The sequence below is a fragment of the Meridianimaribacter flavus genome (assembly GCF_004366715.1).
Lineage (GTDB): Bacteria > Bacteroidota > Bacteroidia > Flavobacteriales > Flavobacteriaceae > Gaetbulibacter_B > Gaetbulibacter_B jejuensis.
In genome coordinates this window covers 162,542-175,158 of sequence record NZ_SOQZ01000001.1, presented here as the reverse complement: position 1 = coordinate 175,158, position 12,617 = coordinate 162,542, and the positions used below count along the sequence as shown (strand labels likewise).

General features: G+C 33.2%; 10 protein-coding genes. 1 reads left to right on the top strand and 9 read right to left on the bottom strand.

The features are described 5' to 3' along the window. Positions 1–8 precede the first annotated feature (8 nt). Both A8975_RS00785 and A8975_RS00780 read right to left on the bottom strand, forming a co-directional pair. On the bottom strand, positions 9–1,586 hold the full coding sequence (locus A8975_RS00785) for a lytic transglycosylase domain-containing protein (protein WP_134198345.1): 1,578 nt from the start codon (positions 1,584–1,586) through the stop codon (positions 9–11). Between the two features lie 115 nt (positions 1,587–1,701). Beyond that, complete coding sequence (locus A8975_RS00780) at positions 1,702–2,889, bottom strand: phosphoglycerate kinase (RefSeq protein ID WP_134198344.1); 1,188 nt, start codon at positions 2,887–2,889, stop codon at positions 1,702–1,704. Positions 2,890–3,011: 122 nt separating this feature from the next. Between A8975_RS00780 and A8975_RS00775 the strand changes: the two genes are divergently transcribed. After that, positions 3,012–4,166, top strand: coding sequence for an ATP-binding protein (locus tag A8975_RS00775; protein ID WP_134198343.1), 1,155 nt, complete (start codon positions 3,012–3,014; stop codon positions 4,164–4,166). 17 nt (positions 4,167–4,183) lie between these two features. On the opposite strand, the gene A8975_RS00770 is transcribed toward A8975_RS00775, so the two are convergent. From A8975_RS00770 to mnmG, 7 genes are all read right to left on the bottom strand, one after another. Continuing rightward, on the bottom strand, positions 4,184–5,026 hold the full coding sequence (locus tag A8975_RS00770) for a DUF4249 family protein (protein ID WP_134198342.1): 843 nt from the start codon (positions 5,024–5,026) through the stop codon (positions 4,184–4,186). Positions 5,027–5,030: 4 nt separating this feature from the next. After that, positions 5,031–7,406: a TonB-dependent receptor gene (locus A8975_RS00765; protein WP_129759790.1), complete on the bottom strand. Its 2,376-nt coding sequence runs from the start codon at positions 7,404–7,406 to the stop codon at positions 5,031–5,033. A gap of 200 nt (positions 7,407–7,606) precedes the next feature. After that, positions 7,607–8,500 (bottom strand): LytTR family DNA-binding domain-containing protein, encoded by an 894-nt coding sequence (locus A8975_RS00760; RefSeq protein ID WP_134198341.1) that lies wholly within the window; start codon positions 8,498–8,500, stop codon positions 7,607–7,609. Between the two features lie 87 nt (positions 8,501–8,587). Continuing rightward, positions 8,588–9,103 carry an OmpH family outer membrane protein gene (locus tag A8975_RS00755; RefSeq protein ID WP_134198340.1) on the bottom strand — a complete coding sequence of 172 codons (516 nt, stop codon included), beginning with the start codon at positions 9,101–9,103 and terminating at the stop codon, positions 8,588–8,590. Positions 9,104–9,320: 217 nt separating this feature from the next. Then, positions 9,321–10,172 (bottom strand): class I SAM-dependent methyltransferase, encoded by an 852-nt coding sequence (locus A8975_RS00750; protein ID WP_134198339.1) that lies wholly within the window; start codon positions 10,170–10,172, stop codon positions 9,321–9,323. Between the two features lie 71 nt (positions 10,173–10,243). After that, positions 10,244–10,708 (bottom strand): hypothetical protein, encoded by a 465-nt coding sequence (locus A8975_RS00745; RefSeq protein WP_134198338.1) that lies wholly within the window; start codon positions 10,706–10,708, stop codon positions 10,244–10,246. 1 nt (position 10,709) lies between these two features. Further along, on the bottom strand, positions 10,710–12,587 hold the full coding sequence (gene mnmG, locus A8975_RS00740) for a tRNA uridine-5-carboxymethylaminomethyl(34) synthesis enzyme MnmG (protein ID WP_134198337.1): 1,878 nt from the start codon (positions 12,585–12,587) through the stop codon (positions 10,710–10,712). Between the last annotated feature and the right edge of the window lie 30 nt (positions 12,588–12,617).

Here is a 12,617-nt window from a genome sequence, read left to right as displayed (position 1 = left end):
TTAGTTTTTTAGTTTGAAACTATAAGAGTCATTCCTATTTTCAACTTTGTACCACTAATACCGTTCCAATCTTTAATATTTTGAACAGAAATTCCAGGAAATTTTTGAGAAATACTCCACAAAGAGTCTCCTTTTTGAACTTTGTAGGTCTTTTTATTAGCAACATCTACCGTTTTAGTAACTGTTGTGGTAGGCTTTGGGCTACTTGAAACCGAAGGGTTTCGAGGGTATATTGTTAAGCGTTGTCCTATTCTTAAATTATTACTTCTTAAACCATTCCATTGCTTTATTTGGCTAACTCTTACTCCAAATTTTCTCGCAATTTTTCCTAGGTAATCACCACTTTTAACTCGATATACTGTTTTGGTATCTGCATTAAAAAACTGTGGTAAAGGTTTTTCTCTTTTGTCAAACTCTGCTTTTGCATAACCATAAATTTGCTCTTCGTTAGCCACAAAGGATCCAACTGCTTGTCTTGGAAGGCGCAAGTAATAATCTTTACCTTCAATATGTGGTATGATGTCTAGTTTATAAGAAGGGTTTAAAAACTGAAGCTCTTCAATTGGCACTTGAGTAACTTCAGAAACCTGATCGAGCGTTATCATTTGCTTTACTCTTATCGTATCAGTTTCTACATAATGAAACTGAGGTTTTTCAGGTTTAAAACCATGTTCTTCTGCAAACTCAAAAATGTACATTGTAGCTAAAAATGCGGGAACATAACCTGCTGTTTCACGAGGAAGATTATGCCTTATATTCCAATAGTTTTCATAACCTCCAGAACGTCTAATCGCCTTGGAAACATTTCCTGGTCCTGAGTTATAGGCTGCTAAAGCTAAATCCCAATCACCAAAAATTTCATATAATTTTGAAAGATAAGTAGCTGCAGATTTTGTTGATTTTATTGGATCGCTACGTTCGTCTACATAACTACTTACATCTAACCCATATTGCTTTCCTGTGGCAAACATAAACTGCCATAAACCTGTTGCTCCTACTCTAGATTTTGCTCTAGGTTTTAAAGCTGATTCTACAATGGAAAGGTATTTCATTTCCAAAGGAATGTTGTAGTTATCAAACTCTGCCTCAAACATTGGGAAATAATAATGGCTTAATCCCATGAGTCTTTCAAAAGAGTTTCGTCGGTGTTTTAAAAAACTCTTTATAACGCTTTCTAACGAAGTATTATATTCAACATTAAAAGGTGTTCTGGCGTTTAGCTTTGCTAATCTTGCTTTAAGCGTGTCTGTTGAAAGTTCAGGAAAATCAATGTCTTTGTAATCTAGTTCAGAAACCGTTTTATAAATGGTATCAAACAGCGTGTTACTGTACAATTCCTCAAGCCATTTTTCGTCAAGTTCCAATGCCAATTCATGATCTTTAAGCTCTTTTATGGATAATGAATCTTGTACAGGAGAAATTGGTTTTATAGGAATGGTTTTTCCATCTACAACCGAATCTATTACTTTTTCAGTTGTTTTAACCAAAGTGTCTTTTGCGGTTTTTGTTTTAGCCTTTTCTTGGGAAAAACAAATAGCACACAACAACAATGCGCCTAGTGTTAGGGTTTTTAGTTTAGGTTTCATCGAAAACATGTATTTATCTACCAACGGCAGATAAGCTAAAATCGTATTTTTTTATCTAAAATGAAAGATAGCAATACTTTTTTAACAGAAATTCAATGTACAGCAAAAAACTGTGTTATTCTAAAATAGCAGCAATACCTGGTAAGGTTTTTCCTTCTAAGCTTTCTAGCATAGCTCCACCACCAGTACTTACATAACTTACTTTGTCTTCGAACCCAAATTGTTTTACAGCAGCAACAGAGTCTCCTCCTCCAACAAGTGAAAAGGCACCATTTTTAGTAGCTTCAGCAATATAATCACCTAAAGCAATAGTTCCTTTAGAGAAAGTTTCCATTTCAAATACACCTAAAGGTCCATTCCATAAAATAGTTTTACACTGTAAAACAACCTCTTTGAAGTTTTCTAATGATTTTGGTCCAGCATCAAGACCTTGCCAACCGTCAGGAATTTTAGTTACATCCATAATTTGTGTTTCGGCAGTATTACTAAATGCATTTGCAGCAAGCACATCAACAGGTAAATGAATTTGAACACCTTTTGCTTTGGCTTGTTTTAAAATATCTAAGGCTAACTCCATTTTATCATCTTCACAAATAGAATCTCCTACGCTTCCGCCTTGAGCTTTAACAAAGGTAAATGTCATACCACCACCAATTATTAAGTGGTCAACTTTATCTAAAATATTTTCTATAATGGTAATTTTAGAAGATACTTTTGCGCCTCCAAGTACTGCTAAAACGGGTTTTTCACCAGACGTCATTACTTTATCAATACTTTCAATTTCTTTAGCTAATAAACTACCAAAGCATTTGTTTTCAGGGAAAAACTCAGCCACAATAGTTGTTGAAGCATGCGCTCTATGCGCAGTACCAAAAGCATCGTTTACATAAATGTCTCCTAGTTTGGATAATTGCTCAGCAAACGCCTTGTCGCCAGCTGTTTCCTCAGCATAAAAACGTAAATTCTCTAACAATACTACTTCTCCTGGTTGAAGGTTTTTTACAACTTCCTCTGCCTCTGCTCCAACACAATCAGGCACAAATTTTACAGCAACACCTATGGTTTCTGAAACTTTGTCAACTATATGTTTTAATGAAAACGCTTCTTGAACACCTTTTGGTCTTCCTAAATGCGACATTAACACACAGCTTCCTCCATCTTCTAAAATTTTAATAATTGTAGGTTTAGCTGACACAATTCTAGTGGTATCTGTTACCTCAAAAGCGTCATTTAAAGGCACATTAAAATCTACACGAATTAAAGCTGTTTTATTTTCAAAATTGAAGTCGTTTATTGTTTTCATTATTTGTTTATTTTATATCCTAATAGCACAAATGTAGTTAATTAAATTACTCCAAAAAATCGGTTTTTCAACGAAAACGATTTCATCTTAAAAGAAGTATTAAAAAACATATATTTGCTGATATGTTGTTTACAGAAGTTATAGGGCAAGAACATATAAAAAACCATTTAACCACAAGTGCCGACAATGGTCGTATCTCGCATGCGCAATTGTTTGTTGGTCCAGAGGGTTGTGGTGCTTTACCAATGGCAATTGCCTATGCGCAATACCTTTTGTGCAAAAACTTAAATGGTGAAAATACAGGCGGAAATGATGCTTGTAACTTAAAATTTAAAAACTATTCGCATCCTGATTTGCATTTTGCTTTTCCTGCTGCTACTAATGACAAGGTGAAAAAACACCCTGTTTCGTCTCATTTTTTAGAAGAATGGCGAGAATTGTTAAAAGAGCAGCCTTATGGCAATTTATTTGATTGGTACAAAAAACTAGGAATTGAAAACAAGCAAGGTCAAATAGGTGTTGATGAAGCACAAGATATTGTAAAATCTTTAGCCTTAAAATCTTATGAAGGTGGTTACAAGGTAATGATTATCTGGATGGCTGAAAAAATGAATACTTCGGCTGCTAATAAGTTGCTTAAGCTTATTGAGGAACCACCAGAAAAAACCATTTTTATTCTTATTGCTGAAGACGAAGAGCAAATTATAAATACCATTTTATCACGTTGTCAAGTGCTGCATTTTCCGCCATTAGCTGAATTGGATATTAAAAACGCACTGCTACAACAGTTTGATATTGCCGAAGCAGATGCTACTAAAATTGCACATCAAGCTAATGGTAATTACAACAAAGCTTGTGATTTAGTGTATCACGATTCTGAAGACATTCAGTTTGAAGAATGGTTTGTATATTGGATTCGTTCGGCATTTAAAGCCAAAGGAAACAAAGCCGCAATACACGATTTGATTTCTTGGAGTGAAACTATTGCCAAAACTGGTCGTGAAACCCAAAAGCAGTTTTTACATTTTTGTATGGACTATTTTAGGCAAGCTTTATTGTTAAATTATAATGCACAAGAGCTTGTTTTTGTAGAACCAAAATCAGAAAGTTTTAAGCTAGAAAAGTTTGCGCCTTTTGTTCATGGTAATAATATTATGGATATTTCCAACGAGCTGCAAGATGCTATATATCATATAGAACGTAACGGAAATGCCAAAATTATTTTAACCGACTTATCAATAAAACTCACACGTTTATTACATAAAAAAGCCAGCTAATAGCTGGCTTTTATTTTTTATTCAAAAGTGTAAGTAGCAGTATCTACTTCGGTAACCCTAAAGTAACCAAACGCATAATTATCTGGGTTGGTTGGGTTAATACAATTTCCTCTTATTAAAGCTGCTGTAGAGCTAAATGGGTCGCCTTGACTACCATGTTGCTCAATTAACAAACGTATAAAGTTGTAATATTGTTCAGAAATTCCGTAAAGGCTAATATTAACGACATCTCCTGCTTCAAAAGGCGTTTCTTCACTGTCTTCATCATCGTCTTTTTCAAGGAAATCATGAATTTCGTTACCATCAGTAAACTCATCTGACACATCTTCTAAATACGGAAACAAATCACCTTCAACATCATACTTTATTAGGTAGAAGTTTTCAATATTAGCAGGATCTGTAAAGTATAAATTGAGTTCTAGTAACTCGTCGTCAAATCCGCCTTCAATGCTTTGATTAACTTCATTAATATCTGAAACCGACATCAAGGTTTCAGTTGCTTCATACGTTTCACCATCATAAACAATTTCTAGGTGATACGTATTATTTAAAATAGGAACAAAAGTACTTGTTGAATAGGTTCCGTCATTGTTGTCATCAAAAGGAAAAACCTCTCCAGAGTCTTCATTGGTAACAGTTACAATTGCTCCTGTAACACTAGTGTCTTGGTTTGTATCAAAAAACGGTGTTGACATACTCAATGAAATGGACTGCACATTTCCTGTCGTGCCTTTTTCCCAATCTAATGAGGCTTCTACCACTAATCTGGCTTGTGCTGTTGGAACATCTACATCTATGGTGTCTTCGCAAGACGTCAATAAAAAACCTAGGGTAAATACTATTAATATATATCGTTTCATGGAATTAAAATTTAAAGTTATAAGTTACTGAAGGAATGATGCCAAAAATGGAAATTCTAGACGCTTCGTTTAAGCCTGTTTCCCTATTTTGACTAAAACTAATTGAGGCTGCATTTTTTCGGCTGTACAGATTGTAAATACCAAAAACCCATTCTGATTTCCAACGTTTATCAGGATTTCTGTTTGGTTTATAAATTGCAGAAACGTCTAATCTGTGATAAGCAGGTAAACGGTCTTCGTTTCTGTTTGAATAGGTTGCAACTGATAACCCTTCGTAGTTGTACTGCCCATTAGGATAAGTTACAGGACGTCCTGTTTGAAACACAAAATTTGAACTGAAGCTCCACTTGTCATTCAGCTTATAAACTCCTGTTAAAGAAATATCATGAGTACGATCATAAGGTGTGTTGTACCAATCTCCATTGTTAATTCCTGGTCCACCAGCATTTCCACCAACAGCACGTTGCTCAGACTTTGAAAGTGTATAGGCTAACCAACCAGTGAAATCGCCTTTGTTTTTCCTAAGCAATACTTCCAAACCGTAAGCTCTAGCTTCACCATTTAATATTTCAGTTTCAATATTGTTGTTCCCTATTAAATCGGAACCGTCTATATAATCAATTCTATTATCAACATGCTTGTAATAGGTTTCCAACTCCAAAGCATAAGTGTTGTCTTTAAAGTTCTTGTAATAACCCATAGCAAATTGATTGGAAATTTGAGGTTTTATGTATTTTCCACTTGGTGTCCAAACATCTAATGGTGTAACTGACGACGTGTTGGATAGCAAATGCAAGTATTGCGTTGACTTGGTGTAACTCGCCTTAATGGAAGACGCATCGTTAAGTTGGTAAGATACACCTAATCTAGGTTCAAAATTACCAAAGGTTTTAATGCTTTCGCTTTTACTGTACGCTGTTTCGCTTTCTGCTTCACCACGTTCGTAAATTCCTAAATCGCTATTGTAAACCACAGGTTGATTGTTAACATAATTGGTCATGCTTTGTCCACCAAGTCTAGAAAACGCACTGTAGCGTAACCCATAGTTAAAGGCAAGTTTATCAGAAATTTGATGTTCCGCACTTATGTAAGCAGCACCTTCAAAAGCACGTTTTTCGTCTAATTTTAGAGGATTAATTGGTGATGTTTCTGAAGATGGTCTTACTTCTCCAGGATTAACATTGTAGGTTAATCCACTAATACCAAAATCGAGCGTAATATCATTATTTACGTAGTAACCTAAATCATATTTCACATTAAAATTGGTAATGTCTGCATCCCAATCTAGTTCAATAAAATCTAGCACAATGTTGTAATCATATTTGCTATAAATAAAAGATAGGTTTGAAAACAGCCTATCGTTAAACACATGATTCCAACGTAAGTTACCAGTTGCGTTACCATAGTTGTTTTCTATAATTTTTGATAGATTAAATACGTCGCGACCAAAATAACCAGACAAATACAACTTGTTGTTTTTATTAATCTCATAATTGGTTTTAAGATTAAGGTCGTAAAACGAAATTTTATCGTCCTTTACATTTTCAATAAGTGGCATAAATAGGTGTGCATAAGATGCTCTACCAGCAATTAAAAACGAGCCTTTATCTTTAAATAAAGGCGATTCGGCTGTTAGCCTACTAGAGATTAAACCAATACCTCCTGTAAGTCCAAATTGTTTGCTATTTCCATCTTTTTGTCTCACATCAAGTACAGAGGACACACGACCACCATATTTTGCAGGAATGTCTCCTTTGTAGAGTTTAATGTTCTTTATAGCATCTGAATTGAATACTGAGAAAAACCCAAAGAAATGTGACGTGTTATAAATTATAGCTTCGTCTAAAAGCACTAGGTTTTGGTCTGCTGCTCCACCACGAACATGAAATCCAGCTGAACCTTCTCCATTATTGGTTACACCAGGAAGCAATTGAATAGATTTTACAACATCAACTTCTCCTAAAACCGCTGGCATTTGTTTTATGGTTTGCGCATTAAGTTTAGAAACGCTCATTTGTGGTTTTCTAATGCTTACTACTTCAGATTCTTCTGCTACAATGATTACTTCATCTAATGCAGTTGCCGATTCTTGTAACTCGAAATCTAGTTTTTGATCGGCATTTAAGGTTATTTCTTTAGTTACGGACAAATAACCAACGTAAGAAATAACCAAAGTGTAACTCCCTTTTGGAGCTGTTAAAGAGAAAAAACCATACTCGTTGGTTGTAGCTCCATAATTGGTGTCTTTTAAATAAACGGTTGCTCCTAAAAGTGTTTCACCATTAGTAAGGTCTTTAATGGTACCGCTAATACTGTATTGTTCCTGTGCTTGACACCATAAGCTAGTAAATAGGAAAAGGACTAAACATAATTGTTTCATTAGTTTTTGTTCTGTTTTTTGATTGATAAAATTAAGGTTTGAAATAGAATAAAATCGATTTTTACTTTATGGATTTGTTAACGCAAAATAATTTCAAATATTGATGAAATCCATATTCTAGACGATCTTTTGGAGTGAATTGTTACAGTTTTGGAGTGAATTGTCCTGGTTTTAGAATCAATTGTAGCAATAAAAAGTGTTTAATTGTCCAAATCCTTCTTTATAGCTTCTAAAAAAGAGTTGGAAACTGGGATTTTTAACCCCTCAAAATTGGTGTTAAGCACTAAAAATGCTTTTCCGTTTTTTCTGGTTAAATGTTTCACGTGAATTAAATTTACAGCAAACGACCTATGACATTGTTTAATTGGTAAGTTTTCGGTTTGAGACAATATGTGTTTTAGTCTATTTCTTACAATGTGTTTTTTAATAGTATTGTTTTTTATAAAATTAACTACAACATATTGATTGCTAGATTCTATGTATACAATCTCATTTATAGATAAAGCAATGTCTAATTGATTGTTCTCGTCTAATAAGTTTAACGTGTCTTTTTGCTTTGTTTTATCGTATTTGTATTTAAATGTAAGTAGTTGCTGATCTAGTTCCTTTACTTCGGTTTGAAGTCGTTTTATGGCTATGTAAATGACTGTTCCAAAAAAAGGAAAAATTAAAATCAATAACAGCTTAGGATACATTTTTACCTGAAACCAAATGTTTAGTTCTTGTTCAAAATCGTTACCTAAATCAGGAATAATAAAAGACATTCCAAAGTTTATAAACAGCAAAATTAAAGCCTCAATCAACAGCCAAAATATATATTTTTTAATTTTAATATTTTGAAAACCAAATAGTTGCCTAAAAAAGAATTGTGAAAGTGTTAATGCTAAAAACGTACTTAATGCAATGGAAAAGAAAAACAAAAACTTATTAAGCGTACTGTTAACAGGGTTTGACATTTCTTCTGAAATACCGTAAGGCTGAAAAATAATAAGGAATAAATGAGAAAATACAATAGCACTTATTATGTAAAGCCATTTCGATTTCTTGTCATCAAAATAATCAAAAGGTTCTTTTAAATACTCTCGTATTTGCATTGTGTATGATTAGTTAAACTAAAAAAGCTAGACGGAATCCATCTAGCTTTACAATAACGTTTGTTATGTTAAAATTATTTTAGTCGCTTACTCTTCTTTTTTATAATCTGCGTTTAACGCATCAATAATTGTTTGAGAAAGGTCTTCTGAACCATAAAGTACACTTGCTGCAGTATCGCTAGTTCCAAAAATGTAAGAATATTGGTTCTTTTTACCATAATCGTTTACAAAGTTTTTTACTTTAACGATTAATGAATCAATATCAGTTTGAAATGCTTTTTGCATTTGTTGTTGCTCCATTTGAATTCTTTGAGTCAACAACTGCTCTTTTTGCTGAATTTCTTGAGATAATTTTTGAAGATTAGCCTGAGACATATTTTTAGCTTTTAATTGAGCTTCTTTTAACTCTAATTGATAATTGCTAATCATACTATCTCTTCTTTTTTGAAAAGCTAAATCTTTTTGCTCGTACTTTTTCTCTAAGTCAATTTTTTCTTGATACTCATTAATCACTTTTCCGTTATCAATAAAAGCTAATTTTTGCTGTTCTTGACAAGAAGAAAAACTTAACGCTGTTACAAGTATTAAAACTAGGTATTTCATTTTTTAAAGTTTTTAATTTTTTGCAAATGTAATAAAGTTGAGAACTGAAATCTTAAAAAACGAACATATTAATAAAAATAATACTTCATTAACGATTAATTCATTTTAGTTATAAAAAACGGCTTTATATAAAAGCGTGTAATAACGATTTAAAAAAAGGCCAATAAATGACAAGGACACAAATAACAAAAACGCTTAAAACGCCTTAAAATGCGTTTTAGCTCTTTTTAAGCACATAAATAAGCGAAGAATACTCTCCAGTGCGTTTTGCTTTTAAATTAGATTGTAATCCTACCCAAAAAGCTGTTAATGGATTTTTGGATCCTGATTTATATTGCTCAGAAAGTAAGCTTACATAAAATGCATCAAATGTCATTGGCAAGGTTTTTTCAATTTCTAAATTGTGTTTTGAAAATAATTTTGAGATTGATGTTTGTGAAAAATGCCAAAGATGTCTAGGCACATCATAAGCTGCCCAAAATGCACTGTAATGTTTTGCATCATAACTTTTAAAGTTTGGAACTGCTATTACAAGTCTTCCTTCGGGTTTTAAAAGTCTGTTTAAGTTTTGTATTTCGGTTTCTAAATTTGGTAAATGTTCAAGTACATGCCAAAGCGTAATAACATCAAAAGTTCCTGATTCAAATTCCTGCAAAGTATTAGTATCAAAAACTTGATTTATTGTTTTTGAATTTGCAATGGCTCTTGCCTTTTCGTTTGGTTCAATACCATAAACATTCCAAGCATTGTTTTTTGCGGTTAGCAAAAAATCTCCTGTACCACAACCAACATCTAAAATAGTTTTTCCTGAAACTGGAAACGAATTGATCAACTTTAATTTTCGTTTCAAAGCCATTCCTCTTACAAAATGATATGCTTTTTCAAACCAATTTCTTTTAGAATCGGTATGCGAAATATAGTCTTCACTTTTGTAATATTCAGAAAGTGTATTTGCACTAGGTTGAGGAGTTGTTTCCAACATATCCAATTCTTCATTATACACTAATTGAAAATCTTCACCAGAAACCGAATGGTCTTTTACAGTTAAATATGTTGGTTTTTTATTCATTTTAAAATAGATTCTGAATCAAGTTCAGAATGATAAAATAAAGAAATTAATAAAAGTGTTCCACGTGGAACTTAAATTAAAGTATTATACAATTCAACATTTAGCATGTTAGATAAATCTTTACCTAAAGTTAAAACTTCAGCTTTATTAAAAGATTTAAAAACGGTTTGATTTCCTTCTTTATTGAAAAATTTAATTGAATACATTTCAAACTTATCTTCACCAAAAGGCGTGTAAAAACCAAAACCCATTAGAGTTTTATATCGCTGCTTAAACAATGAAATATATTCTGGTTGAATGATTTTTCTCTTAAGTTTGACAAGCCTTAAATTGAAAAACCCAAACCTAATATAGCTGTCAAAATTCGCTTTTATCAAGTAGTCATAATTAAATACAAAAAGCAAAACTCCTATGATAATAGCAAAAGAAAACATAGAGTCGAAGATTGATAAAACAACAGATACAAACAAGAAAGGAATTAAGAATATAACTTTTGATACAATAGAAATATGTTGTTTTAATACAATTTCTCTCATTCTATCTACCCATATAAACTAAAAGCACCGAAATATCACTAGGAGAAACTCCGCTAATTCTTGAGGCTTGAGATATGGTTACAGGCTGAATTTTATTCAACTTTTCTCTTGCTTCCATACTCATAGATTTAAGTTTAGAATAGTCAAAATTAGCTGGGATTTTAATCCCTTCTAGCCTATTTAATTTATCAGCATTGTTCTTTTCCTTCTCTATATATCCTGAATATTTAATTTGAATTTCGGCTTGTTCAATCACTTCATTATTCAAATTATGTTCTTGGATGTATGCTTCAACAGCTTCAAATTGACGCATGTCTTCAATAGTAATATTTGGTCTTGAAAAGATTTTAAACATCTTATCTGACTGTTTCATCAACGAAGAATCTTTAGCTTCAAGTACAGGATTTGCTTCTTCAGGCTTTACACTAGTTTCTCTAAAAAACGACACAAAAGCTTCAGATTGCTCCTTCTTGTTTTCCATCTGCTTCATGCGTTCTTGAGTTGCTAAACCAATCTCAAATGATTTTGGAGTTAATCTAAAATCGGCATTATCTTGTCTAAGTAGCGTTCTATATTCAGCTCTTGATGTAAACATTCTATAAGGCTCTTCAGTACCTTTGGTAATTAAATCGTCAACCAAAACACCTATATAGGCTTCACTTCTACTTAATGTAAAAGCATCCTTTTCTTGAACTTTTAAAGCCGCATTTATTCCTGCCATTAACCCTTGCGAAGCTGCTTCTTCGTAACCTGTGGTTCCGTTAATTTGTCCAGCAAAATATAAACCACTTACGAGCTTAGTTTCTAGCGTGTGCTTTAATTGCGTTGGTGGAAAATAATCGTATTCTATAGCATAACCTGGTCTAAAGAATTTGACTTTTTCAAAACCTGCAACGGAACTCAATGCTTTAAATTGAACATCTTCTGGAAGAGAAGTAGAAAACCCATTTACATACACCTCAACAGTATTCCAACCTTCTGGCTCAACAAATAATTGATGACGATCTTTATCTGCAAAACGATTTATTTTATCTTCAATTGAAGGACAATAGCGTGGTCCTAAACTTTTGATTCTACCATTAAACATTGGCGACCTATCAAACCCTTCTCGTAACAAATCATGAACTTCAGGACTTGTATATGTCATGTGACAAGAACGTTGTTGTGTTAATGGTTTTGTAATATCTAAATACGAAAATTTATCAGGATTATCATCTCCAGGTTGCTCTATCATTTTTGAATAATCTAAAGAACGACCGTCAACACGAGGAGGTGTTCCTGTTTTCATTCTACCAGAATCAAAACCTAAATCAACTAGCTGTTCAGTAATTCCTGTTGCAGCACGTTCACCTGCTCTTCCTCCTCCAAAATTTTTATCTCCAATATGGATAAGTCCGTTTAAAAAAGTCCCATTGGTTAGCACAACGCTTTTAGCTTTAATTTCTAAACCTAAAGACGTTTTTACACCAACAACTTTATCTCCTTCCATTAACAAACCAGACACCATCTCTTGATAAAAATCTAAATTAGGAGTTTGCTCTAACAGGTTTCTCCACTCTTCAGCAAAACGCATTCGGTCACTTTGAACACGTGGACTCCACATTGCAGGTCCTTTTGATTTGTTAAGCATTTTAAACTGAATAGCTGTACGGTCACTAACAACACCACTATAACCTCCAAGCGCATCAATCTCTCTTACAATTTGTCCTTTAGCAATTCCTCCCATTGCTGGATTACAAGACATTTGGGCAATGTTTTGTAGGTTCATAGTAACCAATAAAGTTTTTACACCCATATTGGCAGCAGCAGCAGCAGCTTCACTACCTGCATGACCTGCTCCTACAACTATAACATCATATGTATCTTTAAATAAACTCATAGTGTTCCACGTGAAACAATTTAGATTCTG